Raw genomic sequence first — 26,079 nt, 5'->3', positions numbered from 1 at the left:
CTAACTGGATTTTGACCGCTATATTTCAATTAACCTTGTGCTGCGTTGGAAACTTCGGCCCAGTCTTCCCACTCTTTCAGTCGCTCGTCATATGCTTTACGCACCCATGGCAGGTTTTGGTTACCCAGGAAAAACCTCAGCGGCGGATGCTCAGCGTCTACAATTTTGAAAATTGCATCTGGTGTCGCTTCAGGATTCCCCCTCTCCATTGTTTTCAAACCCTCGATAAACTGGTTTTTAAAATCAGTATATATATCAAGGCCCGGAGCGAATTTCAGCGACTCCTGGCTACCGAACTCAGTAGCATATGCGCCCGGTTCAATAATGGTTACGTTGATACCAAAAGCTTTAACCTCTGCTGCAAGACTTTCATGGATTGCCTCAAAAGCCCATTTTGAAGAGCAATAATAACCAATTACCGGCAAGACCACGTGGCCAAGATTGCTTGATGTTCCCAGGATATGCCCCCTGCCCTGTTCTCTCAATATCGGCAAGGCTGCATGAATAACATGGAGTGGCCCAAATACATTTGTTTCATACATGGCCTTCACATCTTCAGTACTGGCCTCCTCAATAGTACCTACAAGAGAATAACCAGCATTATTGAGCACAATATCCAATCTGCCAAAATGCTCATGCGCTTTTGTGACTGCTTCTTTTACCTGGCTGGCATTGGTGACATCTAATTCCAGCGTCAACACATTTTCGCCGTATTTTTCTTTCAGTTCAGCGATACTATCCAGATTACGTGCTGTCGCCGCAACCTTATCACCGCGCTTAAGCGCCGCCTCTGCCCATACACGGCCAAAGCCGCGGGAGCTTCCAGTAATGAACCAAACTTTATCTGAATTTCCATTTTGTTGTACCATGATTTTTTTGTTTAAATTTTCAATACACCAAAGATGGTTTGTAAATGTGCTGCGCTTGTAACCTAAACGAGTGGCTTTGTAGTCAAAATGAGGAATTCTTTTTTACGACCACTACAGCACCAACAGATCCATAATTGCCTTCCAGAATGCCGTAGTCACAAACCCTAAAATGATACCAATGCCGATAATCAGGTTGATGAGTCTTGAATTTAACCGGAACTGTTCTGCAATCAGGCTACCGGTGACCAATGTAGGCATCGCCGCTTCAAAAACACTGATGCGGGCTACATGACCTTTCATTCCAATAAATAACACAACTACCAATACCAATGCCGGGGCAATAATCAGCTTATAAAGTAAGGCCATGGAAATCTGGTAGATTTCCTGTCGCCAGCCATTAAACTTTAGCTGTAAACCAACAGAAAATAAAGCCAGCGGACCTACCGTGACTACCAGTTTATCAAAGAAGGGCTCAGCGACACTAAGGTCCGTAGTAAAAGACAATACAATTGCGACAATACATCCTAAAAACGGCGGGAAAGTAAATAACCTTTTGGCAATTACAGCAGCCTTGATGCCTCCGGTCTCCGTACGATTACCCTTTATAGCACTGATAATACCTACAGTTGACAACAGGATAAACATCGCCTGATCACAGACAATTGCTGTACTCAATTCTCTTTCACTATAATAGGCTACAATCAATGGAAATCCAATAAATGAGGTGTTGCTGTATCCACTGGCCAGCTCCAATGTGCTTCTCGAGCGCTGACTGTATTTCTTATAGCGGCAATACAGCTCCATGAAGAGCCAGCTTCCGGCCCAGACAATCAACGGGGACAATGCCGGGAGCAGCATTTCCGTACTCCATTGTATTTTTGGGATGTACTTAAAAGATACTGCCGGCAACGCCAGGTAGAGTACCCATACATTTATACCTTTATGGGCGTCCTGAGGAATCAGCTTTGCCCTGCGGAATACCATCCCTGCAATAATGCTGAAGGCTATAATTATAAAATTTACCATGATGAATTAGGAATCGCTATGCGCTGTTGTCCGGATGGCAAAATTAGGTCCAAGCACTAACTTAGAGCTTGTATAATTATGCTCTTTAATTGTATATTTATGACATCTTTCCGGGTAGATTATTTAAACGCCTGATAATGACTTTATGGGAATGATTAAGCTTAAGCAATTTTACACGCTGAATATTCAGGATTTTGAAGAACAGGATTTCCCGCTGCCCTACCACAGCCAGAATTACTATGAGCTGGTTTATATTTACCGGGGCGGTGGAGTACACCTGCTGAACAATACGAACACAATGTTTGAAGCCGGAGATCTGCTGGTGATCTCGCAGGAAGATGTTCATCATTTCGAGCCGAATTCAAGTACCAGGATCATTGCCATCAAGTTTACAAACAGTTACTTCAGCAGCAACGGCCAGCACTTTCAAGGTCTGGGTGCGAGCCCGGAAAACATGATGAACAATAAGATCTTGAAAGAAATCAGACTGAGTTTTGATGCTGAGCAGAAAATTATCCTGAGACAGACGGTTGATAACATTCTATTATACAATCAGTATAAAGATGCATCCACCTCTCCCATGGTTTTCTATCAGATACTCTCCATCTTTGGAATGATAAAAGAAGTAATGCCCAAAATCTCTCTGAACATAAGCGATCATCTCCCTGCTAAGGAAAAATTAACTGCCTATATTCATCAGCACATTTATGACCCAGAAAAAATCAAGGTGGAGCCAATCGCAGCTCATTTCAACATTTCTGGTTCTTACTTCAGCTCCTATTTCAAACGGCGCTTTGATATGTCTTTCCGGGAATACGTCAATCAGTACAGGATGCAGCTGATTGAACAGCGTTTGGCTTCTGGCAGGGTTTCCATCAAGGAAATTTCCAATGAGTTTGGCTTTAACGATGAAAGCCACTTTTCACATTATTATAAGAATAAACGGGGTATCAGTCCGTCGGGTTATGCTGCTTCAAAGAGAAGACAGCATTCTTAGCTAGTGACCATCCCATATCATTTCTTTTTTCAAACGTCTGGACCGCAGCTTTGAAAAAACTTCAGCACCATTTGGACTACTCAAATCACTGAAATTAGTGATCAGTGTTTCATAAACATCATCAAAACTCTCTATTCTCCATCTCACTAATCTTTGATCACAATTTAGGTAAGGCTTCGAATACTCATCTTTGGTTTTCTCCAGTTGCTGCAAGGCATCTTGCTCAGACTTCGCTTTAATAATTACCATTCGGTCTTCCACATCCTGGAGTCCGCTTTCGACCCCTTCAATCTCAATAACAACTGTCATTTTCACACAATAAAATGCAGATTTAATTTGTCGTTTTTTCTTAGCACCTTGAATAATATGAATATAAATATAATCTACAAAAGCTAAATCACCGATCTTTTTTAAAGTCGAAAGAGTAACCTGAACCTTTGCACCAAGAGGTTTTGCGGGAGTACCAAGAATCTCATAACGATCGAACAAATTGAGTTGAGTCAATCTGTGGAGGTTAGCAACCAGATCTTCAGTAACCTTCTGCTTTCTATCTTTCCTACTAACCTTTCTTATGGACTCAAGATCAATATATTCAAAACGAATATCTACATCTGCCAATGCTTGTTCAAATGAGAAAGCGGAGGGAAAGGCCCAACTATTTAAGTTTGAAACCTTTTTTAAAGAAGTGTGATCAAAATGCATGAGAGGGAATATTACTATAAATTTAACTCCTTATTGACCGCTAAAAATACAGTAATATTCCATCATTATCATTGAAAACTACCCTTTTCTGTTAAGGTCAGTAATCAATAAGGGATTGTCTTTTTTAAGTTCTTCGATCAGCTTTTTTGTCTCCTCGATTCCAGGATTAGCCTTTAGCCTCTCTACTTCAGCGCTTGTAATTCCAACCATCTGGAGAAAGGAAACCTCACCATGTGGAGTCGCAATTTTACCAAGTTCAGGATCCAGGACGAATACAAGCCCGGTAATGTCAGTGTCTGTATCCAGTCTGATGGGTCCATTTGCAGGAACAAAATGATAAGGTTCAAACCATTTCCCACTTTGTAAAACATATCTTGCGAGATTATTCATAACCGCAACTGCCCAGAGCGGGTCGGTCTTATCATCCTCAAAAGGCGCAATCCTCATGGTAAATTCGAAGCCCCACTTGCTGAATTCATTCTCGGTGCTTTCCGGGTTATAATACAACTCACTCATTCCATAAGATATGATGTGACGATGAAAAGTTTGCTGCTCACTATCGTAAACACTTGCACCATCAATCGGATCTGTTCCACCTGCCATGTAATGTAATCCGCATAATGGTGGGTAATGTCTTGGTTCTTGTTTGTAAAGCTGATCAACAACTTCATCTATTGCCAACCACCCTACTGCATCATCTTCTTTGTAAATGTTTTGGTATTCTTCTGCTGTCATTTTATCGTGATTAATGGACTATAAAATTTTACAACAATCAAGCCAGTGCTTTATGCTGATAACATTCTTAAAATTTTAAATTTTCATTTAATCCCTCTATACAAATCATCATATATAAGTCTGTATATGAACGATTTGCATTATTTGTATTTTACATAAAAAAAATCAAAACATTCCTTAAAATACTGTAAATTCAAAAAACAAAGCGTCTAAATATTCATAATAAAAGCGAAAGTTATGTTATTAAAATTATTTTCCAAACCCTCTATTACTATGTTTTCACTAGTATTTGCCATTATAATCACATCTCAGTTTATGGCATATTATTTTAGGTCTGAGGCCAGCAAGATTGGTATGTCAATACTTTCACCGCTTCATAAAATTGATTCTATTGAAAGATTGTCGATTGAATATCAATCGAGCATTAATGGTGTTGAACTTAAAAAGTTGAAAACACTTTTTTCAATTCTTAGTCAGAAAAAAGAACATCACAAGCTTATTTTTATGGAAATGTACAGATACCATTTTGCATCAGTAACAATGTTGATTATTCTATCATCTATTTCAGCAGTATTTATTTTTATAGCTGCTCAAAATGGCATAAGAAATGCAAATCCAAATTTTCAGATAACATTTTATGTTCTAGCAGCCCTGACAACTTTTTATGCCCTTTCACCTGTAGTCTATAAACAGGATACTAGTATTAGTAGTAATTTAAATAGTTATATAAAGTTTGATAATTTACAATCGCAAGTATACAACTATGCTCTTGTAACTACTTCAGATACAGCCATTACAGATAGTGTTTCATTTATAAGATTTCATAGCTCAATTATTGATAAAATCCAGGAATTAAACAAAATTGATCTTCAATTTGATTACAAGTCCATTCCATCTCCAGACTTTTTCAAGAATTAGAACACATCAGTTAGGTAATAAGTCCGTTGACCATAAAAAAACCTTGCTCAGTTCATGAGCAAGGTCGGCATTTATTAGGGGGGATTTATTGCAGAGGATTTATGACGCTATTGGTTTTACTTTACCAGCTCCTGCACTTTGTTGTACAGCGTTTCCGCTCTGAGATTGGTCGCAAGCACTTTCCCATTGCCATCTACCAGAACGTTCTGAGGGATGGCTCTAATGCCATAAAGTACAGCAGCAGGCTCTTTCCAGCCTTTCAGACTTGACACGTGGTACCATGGCATGCCATCTTTTTCAATGGCTGCTTTCCATTTATCACCGTCATCGTCAAGAGAAACGCTCAAGACGGTAAAGCCTTGATCTTTGAAAGCATCATAAGCTTTGACTACGTTCGGGTTTTCCTTCCTACACGGTCCGCACCAGCTTGCCCAGAAATCTATAAGGGTAAACTTATTTTTGGCAATGACCTCTTTCAATGTTAAGGTTTTTCCATCAGGAGTCGTGGAGCTGAAATCTTTGTAATCCTGTCCGGTCAAGGCACCCTTTACGGCCATCAAACGTGCCTCCATTTGTTTCCCCAGAGGTGTAGCTTTAAGCTCCGGGCTTAACAATGCATAGTACGGATAGGTAGTTTCGTAATTCAGAAGGCTGCCCGGTGCATTTTTATCTAAATAATAAAGAGACACATAGGATGTAGGATTTTCTTTTGCAAACTGGTGAATGGTTTCACGCTTAAATGTGGAGTAGCTGTCAAAACCCGACATCACTTTAGTGAGGTAGGCTTTTTTCTCTTCACCTTCCGGCATATTTCTGAAAGTATTCAGTCCATTGTAAATTTTATCGTCTGCAGGCTTAAGCTTGCTGGCCAATTTCTCATGGCTTTCAGCCAATACTGTTCCCGCGATGGCAGCATAGTGAATAGAATCTTTTGCATTAACGCGGATGACACCCTCAGAAAGAAATACATCTGCACGGTCGCCTGACTCTGTAGTGCCCATGCTGAGTTTACCCACTGTCGGCGCATCCACATGTCCTTTCAGTGTAAAAGCCCCTTTATTGATGACCACACTATCAGCCAGTTTCGTTTCCCCATTATCGTAGAAGATTTTGATAAAACGGCCGTTATATTTTTTGTTGACTTTACCGTCGATGGTAAAGCTTCCTGCTTGCGAAAAGCCCGCCAGGGGTATAAGGGCAAGGCCCAAAAAGAATATTGTTTTCATTTTTTTTATTTAGAGATTACGGTTAGGTTAATTGACTGCGCGCCAGTTCATGTCTTTAATTTTCACAAGACCCGTCCAGGTACTGTTATCAGCGGGTTTTAGTTCTACCACATCGGGATTACTGCCGAGTGTAAACCTGCGCAATGTACCTTTAGTCGTACTGTTATAAGTGGCGATATACAAGCTGTTGGTGAGGTGATCTATCTGCGTGTCAAACTTCAGCATCGTAATCTGGTCACTTCCAATCTCCGGGTACTGATAAAGTCGTTCATGTCCGGGGTTATAATCGTAGGCATAAAGTCTGTTGCCTACCGAGTAGAAGATGACGGAACGGTTGGAAGAAAAAGCATAGAAATTGGCTTTATCAAAATCTGTCGCCATTGAGGGGATTGTGTAAGCCGCACGTTTTATAGGATTTGATCCACTGGCATAAAATTCATAAACGTAATACGCATTAGCAACATCTTTCATAATGGCAAACGAATTTCCATAGGTAGAACCTCCAGCGGTGTTGCGTGTATTCTCAGCATATACCAATGTCCGGCGCGATGCAGCTTGATTCCATGGAAAAATACTTCCTTCAGCGTCTGTGAGTAGTGCTGAGGAGGTTCCAAAACCAAAGGAGGCGAAATTTAGGAACCGTTGGTTTTGTGTGTCATACCAGATAAGAGAACTCATGTTCCCCAGAGAATACAAAAGGTAGGGTGCCGCCGGAATACGTTCCTGCTGAGCAGTGCTGACCCTGTTTATCGGATTATTATAGAAATCTCCGCCATTAATCAAAAGGTAGGTAGTAAAAATGTCCCCCCCTTTTGTTAACATTGCACGAACATTCCTGGAGCTGATCTCTCCTGAAGCTGAAGTAATTTGTGGCGCGATGGCAGTGGGATGTAGTGTTTCCGGGTTGATCTGGTCAGATATAAACAAACTGCGACCGAAGTTATTACTGATACTGCCTTTCATGGTTATCCGGTCCAGGTAATAAGATCCGGATTTACTTAGCAACCATAATTTCATATATTGGTCCAGCGCACCTCCAGTATGAATAAAACTGACAGGTTCACGTTGCCTTGGTAATCCGCTTTCCGACAGAATATGCTTCAAGTGGAGCGTGTCATTAATCATGGAAAGCATTTCAGCTTCTGCAAACCCCTGCTCATCCTCGCCCATCAGCAGTAATCCGCGGGAAAAAGGAGTAGTAATAGTGAGGAACGATTTGGTACGCCATTCAATACCTGTCTTCGTGTCCCTTACACGATAATATAACTCATGAGCAATAGGGTCAAGCACAATGGGATATTCCAGGTTTCGCTCCCGGCTAATGGTATCCAGCAGTTTATTGTTGTTACGTAGGATCCAGGAGTATTGGTACCTCGAAGGGTCACCTTCATCCATAGTAGCATTAATAGTAGGTTTAATGCGTAGGGTATCAAAACCGCGAAGTAAGGTGTAGGAAGAATCTACACCGGAGATTGCCAGTTCATTGATGTCTTTATAGTCGTAGTTGCCCTCGTCTTTGCTGCAGGACGCCAGGATGACCAGCGCAAGAAGGGTCAGGGTGTATTTATATATTTTCATGTAAATATTTCATTGAGATCATACTTTTATACCATTAACGGAGATGCATTATGGACGTACCCATGGTACACCAAGCACGGAGGTCCAGGGCACAGAACCGATAAACATCAGTCGGCCGTCGTCTTCAAGGATCGGATCATTGGCATTATATCTCTCAATCAATATTGCTGCTGCATCATTTCCAATCAGAATAGAACGTGCCATTGGCATCGTCTGGTCGCTGGCAAAGTCCTCATACTTAAGACCCAGATATTGGGTAAGAAATTCCATTTTTCTTTTCGTAAACACACCCATGATCCCAGATTCCCTATCGCCCGGCTGCAAGGAACCGACCCATACTGCTGGCCGTACCATAACGTCATTAAGTCGCAGCGTGTGCAGGCTGGCATCAAACTCCGGCACTACCGTTCCCTGGTTGAGTGAAGGGATGGCGTCCCATTCAGGAAACGACAAAGCAAAATCTGTGGTGGGAACAAGCCTCAGCCCCAGTGTTTTTACCTCTTGTTCCAGATCAGGTGTACGTTTCAGGTGTACCGTGATGTTTGTGGATGTGGCACCCGCCGGAATGGTCCAGTTTTCCTGTACGGCGTCGAAATGCTGACCCAACACTGCAGAGGTAGAATCAGGGTTAACCTGGACTTTAAAAGTCCGCGCGTAATCTTTAACTGGACCGGTGATCATCACTGTTAACTGGAAGTCGACTACGTCCTGATTGATCCGCACAAAGTCCACATCTGTAAAAGGCTGATAAGGCCATAAGTTTGGAAGACTTGGGTTACCGTGACGCATGGCAAAGTACACCCCTTCACGCCCTTCATAGCTCATGATGTCCTTCTCACAGCCCCAGAAACTGCTAATCAGGACGGAAAATAGGATAAATATTGATATTTTTTTCATACTGTAATGCTTAGGTGGTTCATTTTTTTAGATGAATTGATCATCGGTTCTTTGCGAATAATCATTAGTTTCTTTGCGAAGTTTCACTGTCAGGCAATGGAACGACATAATTGGTCAGTACCATCGTTTTAGTGCCCGTGATGGCTGCATGATTCGGAACTGTCTGTACTGCATTTCTTTTATAAAAAAAGAACTGCTGCCCCTCGCCGATCACTTCCTTCCTGAACTCGTTAGTAATGGCAGTTTTAAGTGCGGCATCCGTAGTCGGGTTTAAGCTGACACAGTTGCGGCTCGTCCGGACTTTATTGAGGTAAGTAACTCCTGTGGTAAGATCAGGACTACATTCTGCCGCAATCAGGAGCACTTCACTAAGACGGATCAACGGAATCATATAGCGGCCGGGAGCGTTCACGACATCCTGATATTTTAAATTGGTAAGTGCGGTAACCGCACCGGAAGAGACGTTCTGCCAGATCCTTCGGCGGTAATCGTTGGCATCATCATAAAGGTTCGTGACACGCGCGCCATTGGTATCGCCATTGCTGAACGATAATTTCGTATTTAAAGTGAGGTTGACGTCAAACAACCGTCTATACATTTCAATACGGTTAACATCATAAAGAGAGAACATCACCTCCGTAGAAAACATGCGGTCAGGTCGCTCAGCATTGGTGGCGTTTGCGAAAGTGACAAAGGGAAAGGTGTTTTTTGCCGGCGACTGTACTTCGTCAAGCAGCTGTACAGCCTGTGTCAGGGCCTCCGCTTTGTCGCCTTTCCACAAATAGGCACGCGCCAGGAGTGCTTTCGCCGCGTAGTAGTTCAGTCGATATTGGCGATAATAGAAATCGTTGCTTCCAGATGGATTGCTCCCATTACGTACGCCTTCGGTACGGATAGGATCGGTACGCTCCAGCAATGTCATGGCTGTGTTCAAGTCGCTGGTAACATTTTCTATCACTTGCTCAGAACTTAGTATCGGAGAAATCTGAAGGCCGGTTCCGGTAATGTAGGGAATTGCGGGTCTGGTTTTGCTCTCTTCAGCATAAATTGGCCCGAAAAGTCTCAGCATATCAAACTGCAGCATCGCACGCAATGCCAGGGCCTCCCCTTTAATCAAGCCATAATACGGTTCCGGCAATTTGCTGCTGGGTGCATCACCGCATTTCTCCAGGATCACATTGCAGTTAGCTACCAGCTCATAGGCTTTACGCCAGGCATTGTCGAATGTTGCCTTATTATCGGCATCAGTGTAGACAAAGGTGGCATAATCATAATAACGGTGTGTGGACTGGGTAACCAGGTAATACTGTGCCAGTACATCCAGGGCTCCGGTAGTCATCTCCTGACCATAAAGCGCTGTGTTGGCCATCTCCACATAAACGCCATTCAGCGCCTTCAGGTAGCCTTCCTTACTGGCAAAAAGCTGATCCTCTGCCAGCCGGTCCGTTGGTTTTACATCCACCCATTTGTTGCATGACAGCGAAAACAGGGTTAGGCACATGCACAGATATAATTTGTAGGATATTTTCATGTTTTTAAAGAGTTAAGGTTAAAAGCGAACCGCCGCTGAGAAAGAAACTGATCTTGCAAATGGATAATCGATACCACGTTCATTTTTAATGGTGGAGGTATAAAAGATATCGTTCATATAAGCGCGGAAAGTAACAGACGATGCACGTATGGTCTTTAACCAGGATGCAGTGCTGTTCTCATAACCCAGGGAGAAAGATTCGCCGACGATCATGTTATTGTCCTGGACGAAGCGTGATGACATTGGTGTATATTCCGTATTGGAGATTGCCTTAAACTTAGCGTTGTCGCCCGGTTTTTTCCATCTGTCATACAAAGCCCTGCGGTCCTGATTGAGGGTAACATTCGCAGCGCTGATGTTCTCTACTTTCTCGTATAGTGTCTGCATAAATGCCTGACCACCTAAACGATACCTCAGGTTAACAGACAGTTGAAATCCTTTGTACAATACGCTGGTACCGATAATACCTTCCAGGTCAGGATCGCTGTTACCTACCACAACTTCATCCTGGTAATTGTGGACGAAGGTCTGCTCATTGTTTTTGTTCAGGAAGATCTCGCGTCCTGTAGCCGGGTCGATGCCCAGTGAGCGCACCGCCCAAAGGTCTGAGGGGCTACCGCCGTCATAATAGCGGACGAGGTTACGGCTTTTGTTGGCCTCGTTGAAGCTATTGAGCTGGTTCCCCATATTCCGGTATTCTGCTTTCAGCTGACGCATGTTGAGGTTCACCCTCCAATTAAAATCCTTACGTCGCATCAAGGTATAATCTGTCACGATGGTAAAACCTCTGGTTACCTGCTCGCCGATGTTCTGCGCTACGCTGGATACGCCTGTAGAAGATGGCAGCGTAACAAACACCAGTAAAGGGTCGGTATTTTTCACGAAGTAATCCGCTGTGAAACGTAACCTGTTGTTCAGTGTGGTCAGGTCTAAGCCAACGTTGCGGTCTAGCGTCGTTTGCCAGCGAAGGTTGGCATTTCCCATGTTGCTGATGATGGTGCTCGCTCCAAATGGGTTTCTATTTTCGTTGTTGTACCGGTAAATGCGCATGGAGATGTAGTCGTCAAAGTTTTGGTTCCCCGGATTTCCGATGGACCCGCGCAGACGCAATTGATTGATCCAGTTCGAAGCGTAGTCCTTGATGAAAGTTTCGTTGTGGATGTTCCAGCCCAGGCCGACAGACCAGATGGTAGAAAAGCGCCTGGTAGAGCCGTAAATAGAGGATCCATCTGAGCGTACAGTAGCATCCACCAGGTAACGCTGATCAAAGGAATAACCCATATTCATAAAGAAACTCGCACCGCGTCGTTTTGATTCCTGATAATCAGAGCGCTGTCCTTCGGGATAACCCAGTGCAAAATTTGGGTTTGCAAACTCATCATCGATAAAGCCACGAACCTCATAAGCACTCAGCTGCCTGGTGGCCTGCTCCATACGCATACCAGCCACGCCGTTGATCATGTGTTTTTCTGCCAGCAGCTTTCCGTAAGTTAAACTGAGGTCACCATCATAGTTGAGCGTTTTCCCATTAGATTCGTCATAGGTTCCCTTGTTCAGTACATCAACACCTTCAAACTCAGTATTAAAAGGTGAACGGAAAATCTGATCTTTGGTAATGGCACTGCGGATGCCGAAGCGCCCTCTTACACGTAGCGATTCTATGATCCGCCAGTCCATCTCAAAGTTATTGGTGAATCCCTGCGATTCCTGCTGGTTGATGTTCAGGTTGCTTTGATCATATAAGGGACTGTAAACATTGACCGCATGAGGAACCAAGCCAGCATCACTATAAATATAGCTCTCCAATAATTTATTGGGGTTTCCAAATTCATCATATTTACGGTAGTAAGGATTTGCGCGGGAATAACTGGAGAATGGCAGTGTCTCACGGTCTGCTCTGAAATTGTCGATGCTTAAAGAGTTGTTCACTGATATATTCCCTTTTCTGTACATCAGGCGTACATTGCCGTTGGTGGTCTGTCGGTCTGAGCCCTTCATCACCCCCTGGGTATTGCCGTAGTTGAAAGAGGCGCTGTAACGCAGACTGGCATCACCACCCTCAGCAAAAAGCGTATGTTGTTGGGTGAGTGCCGTACGCAGAGGTTCGTTAGCCCAATAGGTATTCACCCCACGGCGAACCTCCGCCAGACGGTTATAATAGTTGAGCTGAGAAGCCTCATTTCCCGGAATGACAAAGTTGCCATTTGCGTCCACCAGGCTATAGACATTAGACAAGTACTCGAATTGTAGTTTCTCCTCTGCATTCATCAGGTTATAATCGCTGAGATCAGCAAAGCTGACCGTGGTGTTGAGGTTGTAGTTGATACGCAGCTGTCCAGGTGTAGGCCTTTTTGTTTCGACCACGACCACACCGTTTGCCGCTTTAGATCCATAGATTGCTGTAGCACTTGCATCTTTGAGGAGCGTAATGCTTTCTACCCGATCCATACTCAAATCCTTGATGATGGCGAGGGTACTTTCGAAGCCATCCAATATAAACAGCGGCTGGTTGGGGTTGGAACTGAACTCATCTGTCAGGCCAATGACACTACTCTTACCACGGATCTCAATATCGGGCATTCTGTTTGGATCCGATCCGAAGGTATTGTTGTCGATAATGGCAAATGACGGATCCAGCGTTTTGAGACTTTGCAGGATGTTCTGGTTGCCCACCACCTTTAGCTCCTGTGCGGAATAACGTGTTGAGGAACCGGTGAAGGCCTGACGTTCGCGCTGGTAGATACCTGTTACTACCACTTCATTAATAGAATTGTCCTCGGGCTGCAGCTCTACATCCAGTGTCTCCTGCTTCTGATAGGTCAGCTCCTGGGTTTTGCTACCGACATAGCTAAATACCAGCACCTGTTTTTTATCAGATATGGGAATGGAAAGCCGATATTGACCTTTTTCATTACTGCTGGTTTTTGCACCACCACCTTTGAGCTGGACGTTTACATTTTCCAGGGGCTGCTTGGTTTCCGCATGGCGGATGATACCGGTAATCGTTTGCTGCTGTTGGTTGGTAGCAGATCGTGCCTGTTCCGGGCGCAGGCTGGACAGCGATATGGTTTTGTTGTCGATGTCATAAGTGATGGGCTGGTCTTTGACAACCAGCTCCATAAACTGAGAGAGGGGCATATTTTTGACATCGATGGTCTGCGGCCGTGCAGATTCCAGCACCTTCTTTGTACCGAATACAGTGTAGCCGCTTTGTTTTCTGATGGCCTCAACGATGGATGAAAAGGATAGGTTTTTTCCTTTTAACGTGATGCTCTGGGCATATCCCGAGGCACTTACCGTCATCAATCCGGCAATGAGCAGGCACATGACGAGTCTTATCACTCTGGTTAAGTAAATTATATTCATTAATTTTAACGTTGGTTTGGTTGATGTGAGGTCTGATTAGACGTTTGAGGTCGACTGCCACATTTCAGATCACTAAAGGAAAGGATAGCCGTCCTTTCCTTTTAAATCTAAAATACAGTCTTGGGTTAAGTCAGTTTTTAAATCATAAGGTTTAGTTTTTTAAGTGTAACATTTGGTTGGTTATATTTCAATAGCTATTTCTTTTTCCCTGTTTATTTCCTGGATGATTTTTTAAATAATTTCCAGGCTTATTTCTTTCCCTTGATGATGAGCTTTCGCCTGGCCGCGTCGAGCTGATAATTGACTTCGGCCACATCCAGCAGCCGCAGTACCAGGCTGATGTTCTGGTTCCTATAAGCATCTCCTACGAGCTCTGCCGAGGGTATCCCATTTTCATACACAATATCAAGATCATACCAGCGTCCTATTTCGGCCATCGTTTCTTCGAAGCTCCGGCTATCGAAATTGAATTTCCCTTCGCGCCATGCGGTATACTGATCAGCATCAACTGATTTGACTGTGGTTTTTCCGGCACTGGTGATGGCCTGTTCATCAGGACGCAGCGTTAGCCTGCTACGATTGTCGCTAACGGCAACCTTCCCTTCTACTAAAGTGGTTTTTACGACAGCATATTCCGGATAAGCATTCATATTGAATTGGGTTCCCAATACTTCCACTTGTTGATTTTTGCTGATGACCTTGAATGGGATTCTCCTACCGTCTTTTGCGTAAGCCGCTTTGACATGAAAATAGGCTTCACCTTCCAGCTCAACGACCCGTTCATCGGATACAAACTGCGATGGATATTTAATCGTGGATGCGGCATTCAGCCAAACCTCAGTACCGTCTGCAAGTGTAATTTTATAAGTACCTCCGCGAGGAGTGTGTAAAGACAACATTCCGGATTCGGCATTTTTCCCTGGTTCAAGATTTTCTACGGGAACACCATTTGCGTAGGTAATTTGCTTGCCCGCGACAATTCCTGCCTGCGCGTCGCTAAGCTCTATGGTTCTATGATCTCCAAGTGTAAGTGTTGCCTTGTTTCCACCCGGCCCAATACTGGTCATGGTCACTGCCGGTGGCGTAACTGGTTTTTCATATTGTGAGGCCATCCAGGTGCCGAAAGCAAGCAACAATACCGCAGCGGCAGCAGCGACCCAACGTAATTTCGGGAAGCGTTGGAAAGGAAGCGTTCTCAGCGGTAGCTGCTGGCCAGCGGCGACTTTAGACAGGAGGCCGGTGAGTATGCGCGACTTCAATTGCTCGGGCATTTCCACCCTGGCAGTAGTAATCGTGACCTGCTCATCATCATGACTGTTGTACCAATCCGTCAGGACCCGGAGCTCATCAGGACTAATGATGCCTCTATTAAATTTGTAAACTAAGTGTTCAATATCTTGGTTGTCCGGTAACATCTTTCTGCTTTTCTATTTACATAGACAGCAAAAACTGTTGGAAGGGTGAGTGACCTTAGTGAATTTTTGAAAAAAAATAAATTGACACCAAAGTAGTGATCAGCTGCATGTTCCCCTGGATGTCTTTATTGGCCTTTTTAAGGTGCGATTTGACGGTGTTTTCTGATAAATTTAACTTTTCGGCAATCTCCTTGTTGGAAAGTCCTTCCTGGCGACTCAGTTTGAACACCAGCTGACATTGCGGGGGAAGCGAGTTTATGGAATCATCTATCTGCTGCTGTAGCTCGCGAATCATGAGTTGCCGTTCCGGTGACAGCAGGTTTACATCATCCGAAGGTACGTAACTGTCTGATTTCTTGCGCTCACGGTAGCGCTGCTCCAGCATGTTGAACGCTTGGTTTCTGATGGCGCGGGACAGGTAATTTGAAAGTCCTACCTTAGAAAGAGAAAAGTCGCCGCGTAGTTTCCACAACTTATATAACACATCCTGAATGCATTCTTCTGCCTCTTCCTGATTTCCAAGACGGTTGTAGGCCACAGCAAGCATTTTTTCCCAGTAACGATTGTAGATTTCAATTAACGCACGTTCGTCACCACCTTGCATAAGTTGTATTAGCTGCTGATCCCCGAATAACTTATACTGCGCCATTCCTGTATATCCCTCATCTGCAAATATATAATTTTCGATGCTTTATGTATTCTTTTCTTTAAAACGGGATTTTTTTGTAAAAATTTGAATAAATCAGCGTAGCACCTATAAAACTTGCTCAAAACTAAGTTTAAAGCATGTGCTATTTTAATTTTACGCTTGTCATACGCCATAATAACTTGTCATACGCCAGAATAAACTGAAATAATTTTAAAGGCTTACACAATAATAGACGCAAAATAGCGTCTTTGTATATGAGAGCGTTAATTTAGATGAAGCGGGAGTGGTCGGAGATCATTCCCGCTTTCTTTTTTTATGTACCCGCATTACCATTTATTTTCGCCCGCCTGTAAGTTTTTGGATTATTGAGCAACTTATCATGCAAACAATAATCCTATGAAAAAATTAGCCTATATTATCCTGACCTTCGCTCTACTATCCTGCAACCGGGAATCATCCCCTGACGGCAGGTCACAATTGAGAGATGAACACATACAACTGCAAATTGACAGTTTAAAAGTTCAATATCAGGCGATGGCCGACAGTATAAAAATCATTAATAAGAAATTGACGAAAAAATAGGAATGGCATCATCTAATTATCCTTTGAATTAGTCATCAGGTACATGTCACAAACTCAGGAGCAGGAATTTATAGCATTGATCAGACAACACAATGGGATGATCCATAAAATCTGTCGCATGTACCGCGACAGTCTGGAAGACCGTGAGGACCTTTTTCAGGAGATCACCTACCAACTGTGGCGGTCCTACCCTTCTTTTGATGCAAAGGCGAAAAAAAGTACCTGGCTCTATCGTGTAGCGCTGAATACTGCAATTGCCACTTTCAGAAAAAAAATGCCGGAGGTCAGCTACACCGATGTTTTACCCGACCTCCAGCTTGAAGAGCTCAACGAGGAGCTGGCCCATCGTCAGGATCGCTTTTTTGCAGCACTAAAGAACCTTGATGAGGGCGACAAAGCATTAATTGCCCTTTACCTGGAAGAATTGACTTACCTGGAGATTGCTGAAATTATGGGCATAAAGGAAAATTACGTGGGCGTAAAAATCAATAGATTGAAAACAAAAATCCAAAACGAAATCCTCAGACAAAATGGAACTAGATGAAATGAAATCTTACTGGAATGCTGGCGGCACTGATCAGAAGACAATTGATGAAATAAAGGTGATGTTAAAAGAGAACAAACACCCGGTACTAAGGGGAATCAGACGGCAGATCACCATCGAGATGGTAGGTTTCACCGCCTTCCTACTATGTTATTATTCTATGTTCGACGGTCAGAATAAACCAATGGTCATTAATGTCATGTTGATCGCAGCGCTGCTTGCACAGTTATTGCACCACCTGTATGGATATCATTTAAGTAAACACCTGGTGAACGGATCCAGTGTCAGTGCCTCGCTGTCCAACTTTATCGGTAAGTTCAGTGTGTACGTATTTGGTTCATTGCTGCTCAGGGCAATGATGCTCTCTGCTCTGATCATCTTTTTTACATACAATACAAACTTCAATGCATTCCGATATTACTGCCTTGCGGCGATCTGCGTAATATTCCTCATGCAAATGCTGTTACAATACCGGATCCATGCGAAAAGAATTGTACATCTTCGTGGCACATTACACGCAATCATCGGCCAATGATTTTTTTGAAGGCAGTCCGCCGTATATGATCATTCCTTAAAATGAGCCGTTCTCTCGATCTTCCCAACGATGACAGCAGAACTGCCTTTGAACAAATTTCGATTCAGGACACCGTGTTTCTCGGCAATGAAATCCAGCGACAGGATACTCACCGTTCCTGTAGTATCCGACAGCTTTGATATGGGGATAACGTGACTCCCGGTTTGGTTCACCTTTATGGTATCCCCAGACTGTTCCGCATAGGTAGTGATGTTCGGACCTTCTGACTTCCTAAGTTTAACAGAGCGCCCGATATTCAGAAGATTGACATCGGCGAGACCTTTCCATTGGATAGTAAAGTCTGAATTGAGATCTGGTTTCTCATTGTAAATAATTTCCGGAGCCGCAGACACTTTCAATGCCGGAATTTCAGCCAAATGATACCTTTTGCCGTTAGAAAGTACGATATCAACTTTATATCTATGATTTTCAGGCATCACCTCTTCCAGAACGTATACACTGTTAGAGGTATAATACAAGCCCTGGATCACATGAAAGTTCAATAACTTGTCATTAACCAGGATTTTAATGGAGTCATTTCTGATCTCCCTGCCCTTAGGATCATCCAGGCTGGCCACTACATAACCTTTCCCTTCAGCAAGAAGATCCTGGTTAACAGAAATATTTGCACGGATCAGCCCCAGATCACCGATTCCAGTTTCAGATAGTTCGGAAGGTCCGCAGGAAGTGAGGAATATAGAAATGAAAGAAAGTAAAATTAGGATCGCGTTAGTTCTCATTGTAAGGTTGACTGCGTTTAGTTGGTAACGAGCTACACAAATCCGGCCAATTAACTTAGTCGTTTGCTCATATAGTGCAAGAATTCATTGAGGAAGAGATATTCTCTTAATTAATTCTATACAGGCCCTGCTGTTGTGGTAGGGACATTTCCACATACCAACCTTGTCCTCATTTGGCATCACTTCTCCAGTCTCCGTAACTCCCCAGAACCACTCTCCTTTCTCATGATCGATGAGGTGTGCTTGCACAAATGTCCAGATCTTCAAGCTGATATCCAGGAATTCCGGATCATCAGAAATCTGCCAGGCATTATAGAATCCTACCATCGCTTCCGCCTGTACCCACCAGTGTTTTTCCCTGATGAGATGATGGTCCGATGGAGCATACTCATACCAAAGACCTCCATCTACATCAAGTCCCTTTTTGGAGACTTCAGCCATTTTTAAAGCATTATCCCTCAATAACCTGACAAGCTCTTCATGCTGAATCACTTCAGCAGCCTCAAGCAAAAGCCACGCCGCTTCAATATCGTGACCATAGGAAATCAAATCCGACTTTGCATTCCAGTCTTCGTCAAAAAACAGGATGAGGTTACCTGTTTCCTCATTAATCATATGATCGGTAAAATTATGGATCAACGCTGTAATCCTGTCCTTAAGCCCATCATCCGGCCAAATGCGATAGAGGGTGGTAAAAGCTTCCAGAACATGTAGATGTGTGTTCATGGTTTTCTTTTCATTCGCATCCTTTTCACTCAGCCGGAGATCTTCAAGATCAGACCAATCCCTGTTGAAAGCTTCGAAGTAACCGCCGTTCACTGGATCGTAACTGTATTCCATCAAAGTTTGATAAAGTGCCATCGCTTTTTGCCTGGCCTGTTCATTCAGACTGACCTGATAATACTCACTCAAAGCATAAATGGTAAATGCGATGGCATATACCTGCTTTTTACCGTCAAGTGGCCAGCCAGAAGCATCCAGCGACCAATACACCCCCCCGTACTGCTCGTCAATAAAATAATCGATGATGTAGTTAAAAGCCCGGTCTGCAAGTTCAATATACCGCTCATCAGGATCGCATCGATAGGCTGCAGAAAATGACCACAGTATCCTTGCGTTCAACACACTTCCCTTTGGTGCAGCATGATCTATATCACCATTATGGTCTATTTTGCCAACGAATCCGCCATTGATTTCATCAGGAACATGCTTACTCCAATAGGACAGAATATTTTCCAGCTCTGAGCTGAGCTCCTCTCTATATTTTAGCAGGTCTGGTTTCAAAACAATTTAAATTAGTGAGTTTTCTTTATTCTTTTCAATGTTGCTGATGATCGTCTGAACACTGGCTGCAGATCGCAATCCATCCGCGGGAGTATTCGTCACATAGTCCACCAGTACCTCCAGGGTACTCGTTGCCACATGCATCCTGGTATCCGATGAGGCATAGTAAATGAACACCGTACCATCATCATCAAGTATCCATCCATTGCTAAAGACCACGTTAGACACATCCCCAATGCGCTCTACCCCTTCCGGAGCCAGAAAATATCCTGCTGGTTTATAAATCACCTTAGTCAGGTCCTGCAGATCGGTCATGAACATGTACAGTACATAACGTAAACCTGCAGCAGTATTTCTTACCCCATGGGCTAAAAACAACCACCCCCGATCAGTTTTGATGGGCTCTGGCCCCATGCCATTTTTAGCCTCGTAAACCGTATGGTATTCTTTATTGTCTACGATGGTCTCCTTGTCAATAACGGCGTTTTCTATGGATGCACTCAGCCCAAAACCAATACCACCGCCAGTTCCGCTCTCTATGAAACCATCCTGTGGGCGGGTATAAAATGCATATTTGCCATCTACAAACTCAGGATGTAATACCACATTACGCTGTTGTGGAGAGGGTGTTTTCAAGTCGGCCAGCCTTTCCCAGCTCTTCAGGTCTTTGGTACGTACAATGCCACACTGTGCCACCGCCATTGACTGGTCGTGTGCCGGCGCTGCTGGATCCTTCCGTTCGGTGCAAAACAGGCCATACATCCATCCATCTTCATGTGTGACGATACGCATATCATAAACGTTTGTATCCGGTTCGGCAGTCTCAGGCAGTACGATGGGCTCCTCCCAGAACTTAAACTGGTCGACGCCATTGTCACTCTCCGCCACGGCAAAAAAAGATTTACGGTCAGCACCTTCGACCCTCACAATCAGGATATACTTACCGTTAAATTTAATGGCACCAGCATTGAAGGTGGCATTGATCCCGATTCTCTCCAGGAGAAAGGGATTGGTTTCCTGGTTGAAATCGTACTTCCAGCTCAGGGGCGCATGGGCAGCGGTCAGTACGGGATGCTCATAACGGTCATAGATGCCATTTCCCAATGCGATCTTGTTATTTTTTAGTGAAATCAGTTTATTCTGCGCTTCTTCCAGCTGCAACCTTCTATTTTCAAAATCTATCATAAAATATGCTATTGTATTTCTAATTTTCCGATTGGTATATTAATCTTCCAGTTTATCCCACCAGGTCCGTTTCAGAATGAACACGAGAACAGCCAGGATAGCCATGGTCACAAACAATGGGGTATGCATGCTAAGGATAAAGTACATTGGCAAAATCGTCAGGCACAGCTGAGCAATGATTCCCAACACAACATTGAACATGTCCAGTTTAAATCTTCTGTTGCCCTGAAATCCGGGATCTTCCGCAACCACCAGTTCGTGAACTGGCTTCCAGAATCCCCAGGGTCTTACCGTTTTATAAAAGCTCTTCAGCGTCTGCTCTTCCGTCGGAGGGGCCGAATAAGTGCCAGCGATACAACCAATCAGCGAAAGGATAAACAGCAATGGCCACCAGTATAAAGGTAGTCCGCTGGTAACATAGGGCATCAGCAGCGCGGCAGCAATACCTACGGCCATGCCCCAGAAAAACCCGTTGGCATTAAAACGCCACCAGTACCATTTCAGGCAATTGGCAGCCACATAACCACCGTATAGCCCCCCTACAATCCACTGCAGGATATCATTGACATTGTTAGCGAAGAATCCGAGAACAACGCCAATAGCCACCACTGCAATTCCTACGATGTAGTTCATGCTCATGATCTTTTTGGTACTTGCTGTTGGGTTAAAATACTTCAGATAGATGTCATTGACGATGTAAGCCTGTGCCGCATTCAACGTACCGCTGAAAGTTCCCATAAAGGCACCCAGTAATCCGGTGAGCACGATCCCCAGGATACCTACTGGTAAGAAATTATTGATCGTGGCGGGTAAGATCCTTTCAAAATCAGTTACGCCGTCAGGACCTTTCAAATGAATCTGATTATAATATAACAAGGCAAGAACCGTGAGTCCAATGACCATGGAATAACGGATAGGCAGCAGTATGATGCTGACGAACCCGGTCATTTTACTCGCTTCTTTAGGGCTGCGCGTGCTGAGTATCTTTTGCATATCATAATTTGGTGCCGGCCCGGCAAGCGATGCAAATACACCCTTCAGGAGCATCATTCCGAAGAAGATGCCGAACAGACTGAAACCATCATCAGCAATTTTCTTATTGGCATCAGCCGCAATCTTACTCCAGTCGAGGTCGAGGTTCCAGCCGAAAAAAGGATTGTCCCAACCTGCAGGTACATTTAATCTCTGTCCATGCAGGTGGGTCATGGCGATCACCGCAATGGCGATGCAGCCAACGGTCATGATCGCATATTTGATCATGTCACCCAGCACAATACTGTGCATCCCTCCAAGGATTGAATAAAACATGGCAAAAAGGGTAAATACAATCCCATAAAAATGAGGGACATACTTTGCAGATACCTCAAAAGGAATGTAATCTTTGATGACCCCCCACGGAATAAAGATTTCCATAAACTTCCCCAACCCAATGAAACCGTAGGCAAGAAATCCAAAGCAACTGATCAGTGCAAAGGCAATGACCACAATATGAGAGCTTTTTATGCCTTTTCCTACAGTACCAAAACGTGTCTTCAACCATTCCGCACCGGTATTGGCATTACTTCTCCTCAGCCATTTACTCAGGAACATCATCATAAATACCTGATTGAATACTGGCCACAACCAGGGGATCCAGATGCTCTTCAGCCCATACACAAAACACAACGCCACCATCCACATCGTTCCGCTAATGTCAAACATATCTGATGCATCGCTCAGCCCTAATTTGTACCAGGGAAGCGACTTGCCTCCCATCAGGTAACTTTCTTTATTCTGCCGGGCCTTTTTCCTGTACCAAAAGCCTATGAAAATCATCGTCGCCAGATAAAGGATGATGATGGAGACATCTATCAGTTGTAACTTCATATTTGGTTGTATTTCGCTATATGTTTCTATTTGGTTTCATGTTATAATCAGCTTATGCTCACTTATAAACAGACTGTTTATTTACTCCTCGCTCCAGCAAAACCCCCTCTGATTTTATAAATTCGAGGAAGTCTGGCGCAGAGATCTGCCCGGGATAGGGCGCGTAATAGTGGTTGTCTTTTTCCTGCTCGCGATACCCTGCGTTCCGCCAGAACATGGCATAAACAGGCCGATGATCAGCAATTGCCCCGGCGAAAACAGTAGTCCACCATTTCGCATCCGGGATTTCAACGAAGCCGATCTCCGCAATCGCGCTTAGCTTGTTTTTATGACGGGCAATTTGATCCTGAATGGCAAGATTCCTCCTGATCTCCTGTTTAAAAGCCTCTCCTTTTTCCGCCCCCGCACCATATTGATAAGAGTCAAAGCTCAGAACATCCACAAATTCATCACCCGGATACCGTTCCAGATAAGCTGCTTCGGTCTTGAACTCACAGGGGTTAAAAACGTAAATCAAGTTATTAACTTGCTGGATATCTTTCAGATAAGCTATCGTAAACCGCCATAATGTCTGGTATTCCGGGACTGTGCAGGACTTTGCACCCCACCAGAACCAGCCTCCGCCATTTTCATGAAAAGGCCTGAAAAGAATGGGCACAGCCTTACCGTCACTGCCCTTCAGCGACTTGACAAACACCGCGAACTTGTCCAGCCAGCTTTTATACAACAGGTATCTGGAACCGCCGGGAAGAATTGACTTTACAGTTGTTGATGTGGTATCCCATGCGTTCTTCCCATTCAGCGGGTTGTCCATGTGCCAGCTCAATGTGTTGACCGCCCCGAGGTCATAAGCCTTCTTGATGTATTGCCGCATTTTATCAAAAGGAACCCCATCAATGTTGTTGGCGTGATCCTGTTCTATACCGGCAACGTCCCAGCCGAAGACTGCCGGATACTCGCCGGTCAGCAATTTGATGTCACTCCAACCTTTTTGATATTTCCAACCTACGCCGTAAGCCATGTCATCCTGGTGACCGAACAGTACCGCCTGACCGGAAATCCTGGTTAAATTTCTATACAAGTTACTGGTTTCCGTCGTGGCCCGCTTATCGGCCAATTGCCCGAAAACCGCACTGAATGACGTACAAAAAAGGAGTAAAAATGGAGAAACCCGTTTGTTCATGCCGTTATATTATGGTTAGTTTTGTAGTGGTGATAATAATGATCTAATGTAGCCATGTTATATTTGTGAATAGTAATACTATTTTAGCCAATCAGCATATAATATGGATCATTTCTGCTCTAAAATACCAATTTAGAATATGATTAAACTAATATATTTTCATTACATTGCATCAATGATTTTTTATCTTCATTAAGTTTTTATTGAACGCAGCAGGTCATGAACAACATCATTAAAGAAATTACCCCGCTCACGCAGAACGACTGTTTCACCATATTTTCAAGAGTTAAAAAAGACTTTGATTTCCCCCTCCATTTCCATGAAGAGTACGAACTCAATTTCATCTTAAATGCAGCAGGAGCAAAAAGAATTGTCGGGGACAGCATTGAAGAAATCACCGACATGGAACTGGTATTGGTTGGCCCTAACTTATCACACGTCTGGAGCACGCACAACTGCAAAAGTGAGGAGATTACGGAGGTCACGATTCAATGGCACAAGGATCTTTTCGACGACAAGATGCTGCGCAGAAATCAATTGAGCTTCATACGTAAAATGTTCGAACGCTCCGTACGTGGCATTCTTTTTCCAAGAGAGACCATTGAAAGGGTGTACCAGCGGATCCTGGCGATAGACCAGCTTCAGGGTTTCGACTCCGTACTGGAGCTGATGAGCATTCTACATGACCTTTCTACCTCGAAAAGCATGCGTATACTATCTGACGCTACATTTAACAATGATCAGATCCTGAATTACAACAGCCGCAGGATAGATAAAGCCTTTGAGTTTATGAATGCCAACTTTGACAAGCAGATCAGCCTGAAGGACCTGTCGAAGCTGGTCAGCATGACAGAAGTATCTTTTAGCCGGTTCATAAAAAAACGTACCGGTAATACCTTTCTTGATAGCCTGAATGAAATCCGTCTTGGGCATGCTACCCGCATGCTGATCGAAACCACACATTCTGTCGCAGAGATTTCCTACAATTGCGGATTCAACAACATCTCAAACTTCAACAGACTGTTTAAAAGGAAGAAACACTGCACACCTAAAGAATTCAGGGAAAGCTTTTCCGGCACAAGGGTCTTTATCTAACCATCGGCATTTATCAGTGCGCTGAAAGATTTTTGGAAAATCCAGAGGAGGATTTCAATATGACCCGGTGGCACCAGTGCCTGACTGTTTAGCGTCCTACTATTTGTTGAAAGTTCTGAGTTGTGTTCGGATATATTTTCCGGCGGGGGTAAGCATATTCAGCTTCCATTTTCCGGCTGGAGATGCACCGGGCTCCAGCAATGCAGTGGTCTCCTTTTTATCAGTTACGTTCCAGTTGGCCCAGCTCAGCTGATGTTTTTCCATCCAGGCGTACCACTTATCAGTTTTCTGCCGGTCGAACACACCATCCCCACTGGCCTCACCCACCCCCCATTCCGTGACAAACACCGGCAAACCTGCGGCAATTGCCTCGTCCGCACGGCTCATCAGCAGTTCCTGATGACTTGGTTCAGACGCGTAAAAATGAAATGAATAGGCGATGTTGCTGAATCCTTTGATCGGATCTTTCGCCACCGTATCAATATCCTGGTCCCAGTGCGGACTACCTACGACAATGACGTTATGAGGATCATATTTTCGGATCTCGGCAATCACCGCTTCAGCATAGGTTTTAACTGTTCTCCAGCTCACTTTTTCAGGTTCATTGAAGATTTCGTAAATGACATTTGGCTTGCCGGCGTAACGTCTGGCCATTCTTGCAAAAAAAGCTTTCGATTGCTCCAGATGTTCGTCTGCATGATGGTCATGCCAGTCGATCAGCACATAAATCCCTTTTTTAATCGCCGCATCAACAGTGGATACCACCAGCCGCTCCTGCTCCACGGGAAACTGTAAGTACCCACTATCCGGCTGAATAGCCATTGACACACGTAATAAACTGACCTTAAAGTCGTCGCAAAGCCAGTTCACAACCTCTTTATTGTAGTACTTTTTACCACCCCAGATACTCCATGACAAACTAATGCCACGCAATTGTGGCGCTGCGTTATGACTGTTCAGGATTTTTCCATTTGCTACCTTTAACGCACCGTTGCGCTTCAGCCAGTTGATTTCCTGCGCGTAACTGAACTGAGCCAGCAGCACAAACGATACTAACAATTTAAAAGTCCTCATATATATATCATTAAAAACCTATGTATTACAGCAAGTTAACTAT

23 protein-coding genes are annotated in these 26,079 nt (G+C 43.9%); 6 read left to right on the top strand and 17 right to left on the bottom strand.

What is annotated here, in order from left to right:
* Positions 1-29: 29 nt before the first annotated feature.
* Together PBAL39_RS02555 and PBAL39_RS02550 are read right to left on the bottom strand one after the other, a co-directional pair.
* Positions 30-869, bottom strand: coding sequence for an SDR family NAD(P)-dependent oxidoreductase (locus tag PBAL39_RS02555; RefSeq protein WP_008237954.1), 840 nt, complete (start codon positions 867-869; stop codon positions 30-32).
* A 111-nt stretch (positions 870-980) separates the two neighbouring features.
* Complete coding sequence (locus PBAL39_RS02550; RefSeq protein WP_008237952.1) at positions 981-1,895, bottom strand: AEC family transporter; 915 nt, start codon at positions 1,893-1,895, stop codon at positions 981-983.
* A gap of 145 nt (positions 1,896-2,040) precedes the next feature.
* Here PBAL39_RS02550 and PBAL39_RS02545 point away from each other — a divergent pair, with 145 nt between their 5' ends.
* The gene (locus PBAL39_RS02545) at positions 2,041-2,892 is read left to right on the top strand and encodes an AraC family transcriptional regulator (protein ID WP_008237950.1); all 852 of its coding nucleotides are present in this window, start codon (positions 2,041-2,043) and stop codon (positions 2,890-2,892) included.
* Here the strand turns inward: PBAL39_RS02545 and PBAL39_RS02540 are convergent, their stop codons facing one another.
* A complete protein-coding gene (locus PBAL39_RS02540; protein ID WP_008237948.1) occupies positions 2,893-3,594 on the bottom strand; it encodes a DUF4288 domain-containing protein in 702 nt (233 codons plus the stop codon). It abuts the gene before it with no gap.
* A 78-nt stretch (positions 3,595-3,672) separates the two neighbouring features.
* On the bottom strand, positions 3,673-4,329 hold the full coding sequence (locus PBAL39_RS02535) for a suppressor of fused domain protein (RefSeq protein WP_008237947.1): 657 nt from the start codon (positions 4,327-4,329) through the stop codon (positions 3,673-3,675).
* A gap of 237 nt (positions 4,330-4,566) precedes the next feature.
* Between PBAL39_RS02535 and PBAL39_RS02530 the strand changes: the two genes are divergently transcribed.
* Positions 4,567-5,247 carry a hypothetical protein gene (locus PBAL39_RS02530; protein ID WP_157273871.1) on the top strand — a complete coding sequence of 227 codons (681 nt, stop codon included), beginning with the start codon at positions 4,567-4,569 and terminating at the stop codon, positions 5,245-5,247.
* A 116-nt stretch (positions 5,248-5,363) separates the two neighbouring features.
* On the opposite strand, the gene PBAL39_RS02525 is transcribed toward PBAL39_RS02530, so the two are convergent.
* From PBAL39_RS02525 to PBAL39_RS02495, 7 genes are all read right to left on the bottom strand, one after another.
* Positions 5,364-6,473, bottom strand: coding sequence for a TlpA disulfide reductase family protein (locus tag PBAL39_RS02525; protein WP_008237943.1), 1,110 nt, complete (start codon positions 6,471-6,473; stop codon positions 5,364-5,366).
* A 27-nt stretch (positions 6,474-6,500) separates the two neighbouring features.
* Entirely contained in the window at positions 6,501-8,051 is a 1,551-nt protein-coding gene (locus PBAL39_RS02520) for a PKD-like family lipoprotein (protein ID WP_008237941.1), read from the bottom strand.
* 48 nt (positions 8,052-8,099) lie between these two features.
* Complete coding sequence (locus PBAL39_RS24475; RefSeq protein WP_008237939.1) at positions 8,100-8,948, bottom strand: DUF4843 domain-containing protein; 849 nt, start codon at positions 8,946-8,948, stop codon at positions 8,100-8,102.
* Between the two features lie 64 nt (positions 8,949-9,012).
* Entirely contained in the window at positions 9,013-10,449 is a 1,437-nt protein-coding gene (locus PBAL39_RS02510; protein ID WP_008237937.1) for a RagB/SusD family nutrient uptake outer membrane protein, read from the bottom strand.
* A gap of 48 nt (positions 10,450-10,497) precedes the next feature.
* Positions 10,498-13,821, bottom strand: a complete 3,324-nt coding sequence (locus PBAL39_RS02505; RefSeq protein ID WP_157273870.1) for a SusC/RagA family TonB-linked outer membrane protein — start codon at positions 13,819-13,821, stop codon at positions 10,498-10,500.
* Between the two features lie 272 nt (positions 13,822-14,093).
* A complete protein-coding gene (locus PBAL39_RS02500) occupies positions 14,094-15,260 on the bottom strand; it encodes a FecR family protein (protein WP_008237933.1) in 1,167 nt (388 codons plus the stop codon).
* Between the two features lie 55 nt (positions 15,261-15,315).
* The gene (locus tag PBAL39_RS02495; protein WP_008237931.1) at positions 15,316-15,909 is read right to left on the bottom strand and encodes an RNA polymerase sigma factor; all 594 of its coding nucleotides are present in this window, start codon (positions 15,907-15,909) and stop codon (positions 15,316-15,318) included.
* Positions 15,910-16,305: 396 nt separating this feature from the next.
* Here PBAL39_RS02495 and PBAL39_RS02490 point away from each other — a divergent pair, with 396 nt between their 5' ends.
* The 3 genes from PBAL39_RS02490 to PBAL39_RS02480 are packed head-to-tail and all read left to right on the top strand — an operon-like array spanning position 16,306 to position 17,570.
* Positions 16,306-16,491 carry a hypothetical protein gene (locus tag PBAL39_RS02490; RefSeq protein WP_008237929.1) on the top strand — a complete coding sequence of 62 codons (186 nt, stop codon included), beginning with the start codon at positions 16,306-16,308 and terminating at the stop codon, positions 16,489-16,491.
* Between the two features lie 43 nt (positions 16,492-16,534).
* Entirely contained in the window at positions 16,535-17,035 is a 501-nt protein-coding gene (locus tag PBAL39_RS02485) for an RNA polymerase sigma factor (RefSeq protein ID WP_008237928.1), read from the top strand.
* Positions 17,022-17,570 (top strand): hypothetical protein, encoded by a 549-nt coding sequence (locus tag PBAL39_RS02480; RefSeq protein WP_008237926.1) that lies wholly within the window; start codon positions 17,022-17,024, stop codon positions 17,568-17,570. The genes PBAL39_RS02485 and PBAL39_RS02480 overlap by 14 nt, the downstream gene beginning before the upstream one ends.
* A gap of 29 nt (positions 17,571-17,599) precedes the next feature.
* Here PBAL39_RS02480 and PBAL39_RS02475 read toward each other — a convergent pair whose 3' ends face one another.
* The 5 genes from PBAL39_RS02475 to PBAL39_RS02455 form a co-directional block, all read right to left on the bottom strand.
* On the bottom strand, positions 17,600-18,349 hold the full coding sequence (locus tag PBAL39_RS02475) for a hypothetical protein (protein ID WP_008237924.1): 750 nt from the start codon (positions 18,347-18,349) through the stop codon (positions 17,600-17,602).
* Positions 18,350-18,433: 84 nt separating this feature from the next.
* Positions 18,434-19,633, bottom strand: coding sequence for an AGE family epimerase/isomerase (locus PBAL39_RS02470; RefSeq protein ID WP_008237923.1), 1,200 nt, complete (start codon positions 19,631-19,633; stop codon positions 18,434-18,436).
* 6 nt (positions 19,634-19,639) lie between these two features.
* Positions 19,640-20,818, bottom strand: a complete 1,179-nt coding sequence (locus tag PBAL39_RS02465; protein WP_008237922.1) for a glycosidase — start codon at positions 20,816-20,818, stop codon at positions 19,640-19,642.
* A 39-nt stretch (positions 20,819-20,857) separates the two neighbouring features.
* Positions 20,858-22,684 carry a sodium:solute symporter family protein gene (locus tag PBAL39_RS02460; RefSeq protein ID WP_008237921.1) on the bottom strand — a complete coding sequence of 609 codons (1,827 nt, stop codon included), beginning with the start codon at positions 22,682-22,684 and terminating at the stop codon, positions 20,858-20,860.
* 58 nt (positions 22,685-22,742) lie between these two features.
* Positions 22,743-23,867 (bottom strand): glycoside hydrolase family 26 protein, encoded by a 1,125-nt coding sequence (locus PBAL39_RS02455; protein ID WP_008237920.1) that lies wholly within the window; start codon positions 23,865-23,867, stop codon positions 22,743-22,745.
* Positions 23,868-24,086: 219 nt separating this feature from the next.
* Between PBAL39_RS02455 and PBAL39_RS02450 the strand changes: the two genes are divergently transcribed.
* Positions 24,087-24,962, top strand: a complete 876-nt coding sequence (locus tag PBAL39_RS02450) for an AraC family transcriptional regulator (RefSeq protein WP_008237919.1) — start codon at positions 24,087-24,089, stop codon at positions 24,960-24,962.
* 99 nt (positions 24,963-25,061) lie between these two features.
* Here PBAL39_RS02450 and PBAL39_RS02445 read toward each other — a convergent pair whose 3' ends face one another.
* Positions 25,062-26,036: a glycoside hydrolase family 5 protein gene (locus PBAL39_RS02445; protein WP_008237918.1), complete on the bottom strand. Its 975-nt coding sequence runs from the start codon at positions 26,034-26,036 to the stop codon at positions 25,062-25,064.
* Positions 26,037-26,079: the final 43 nt, after the last annotated feature.

It is taken from the genome of Pedobacter sp. BAL39, from assembly GCF_000170795.1.
Lineage (GTDB): Bacteria > Bacteroidota > Bacteroidia > Sphingobacteriales > Sphingobacteriaceae > Pedobacter.
The sequence above is the reverse complement of the archived record's forward strand: the minus strand, read 5'-3'. Positions and strand labels throughout refer to the sequence as shown.

Bases quoted from the DNA above. Each gene is read 5' to 3' on its own strand.
- PBAL39_RS02555 (WP_008237954.1), bottom strand. From the start codon at position 869: ATGGTACAACAAAATGGAAATTCAGATAAAGTTTGGTTCATTACTGGA.
- PBAL39_RS02550 (WP_008237952.1), bottom strand. From the start codon at position 1,895: ATGGTAAATTTTATAATTATAGCCTTCAGCATTATTGCAGGGATGGTA.
- PBAL39_RS02545 (WP_008237950.1), top strand. From the start codon at position 2,041: ATGGGAATGATTAAGCTTAAGCAATTTTACACGCTGAATATTCAGGAT.
- PBAL39_RS02540 (WP_008237948.1), bottom strand. From the start codon at position 3,594: ATGCATTTTGATCACACTTCTTTAAAAAAGGTTTCAAACTTAAATAGT.
- PBAL39_RS02535 (WP_008237947.1), bottom strand. From the start codon at position 4,329: ATGACAGCAGAAGAATACCAAAACATTTACAAAGAAGATGATGCAGTA.
- PBAL39_RS02530 (WP_157273871.1), top strand. From the start codon at position 4,567: ATGTTATTAAAATTATTTTCCAAACCCTCTATTACTATGTTTTCACTA.
- PBAL39_RS02525 (WP_008237943.1), bottom strand. From the start codon at position 6,473: ATGAAAACAATATTCTTTTTGGGCCTTGCCCTTATACCCCTGGCGGGC.
- PBAL39_RS02520 (WP_008237941.1), bottom strand. From the start codon at position 8,051: ATGAAAATATATAAATACACCCTGACCCTTCTTGCGCTGGTCATCCTG.
- PBAL39_RS24475 (WP_008237939.1), bottom strand. From the start codon at position 8,948: ATGAAAAAAATATCAATATTTATCCTATTTTCCGTCCTGATTAGCAGT.
- PBAL39_RS02510 (WP_008237937.1), bottom strand. From the start codon at position 10,449: ATGTGCCTAACCCTGTTTTCGCTGTCATGCAACAAATGGGTGGATGTA.
- PBAL39_RS02500 (WP_008237933.1), bottom strand. From the start codon at position 15,260: ATGTTACCGGACAACCAAGATATTGAACACTTAGTTTACAAATTTAAT.
- PBAL39_RS02495 (WP_008237931.1), bottom strand. From the start codon at position 15,909: ATGGCGCAGTATAAGTTATTCGGGGATCAGCAGCTAATACAACTTATG.
- PBAL39_RS02490 (WP_008237929.1), top strand. From the start codon at position 16,306: ATGAAAAAATTAGCCTATATTATCCTGACCTTCGCTCTACTATCCTGC.
- PBAL39_RS02485 (WP_008237928.1), top strand. From the start codon at position 16,535: ATGTCACAAACTCAGGAGCAGGAATTTATAGCATTGATCAGACAACAC.
- PBAL39_RS02480 (WP_008237926.1), top strand. From the start codon at position 17,022: ATGGAACTAGATGAAATGAAATCTTACTGGAATGCTGGCGGCACTGAT.
- PBAL39_RS02475 (WP_008237924.1), bottom strand. From the start codon at position 18,349: ATGAGAACTAACGCGATCCTAATTTTACTTTCTTTCATTTCTATATTC.
- PBAL39_RS02465 (WP_008237922.1), bottom strand. From the start codon at position 20,818: ATGATAGATTTTGAAAATAGAAGGTTGCAGCTGGAAGAAGCGCAGAAT.
- PBAL39_RS02460 (WP_008237921.1), bottom strand. From the start codon at position 22,684: ATGAAGTTACAACTGATAGATGTCTCCATCATCATCCTTTATCTGGCG.
- PBAL39_RS02455 (WP_008237920.1), bottom strand. From the start codon at position 23,867: ATGAACAAACGGGTTTCTCCATTTTTACTCCTTTTTTGTACGTCATTC.
- PBAL39_RS02450 (WP_008237919.1), top strand. From the start codon at position 24,087: ATGAACAACATCATTAAAGAAATTACCCCGCTCACGCAGAACGACTGT.
- PBAL39_RS02445 (WP_008237918.1), bottom strand. From the start codon at position 26,036: ATGAGGACTTTTAAATTGTTAGTATCGTTTGTGCTGCTGGCTCAGTTC.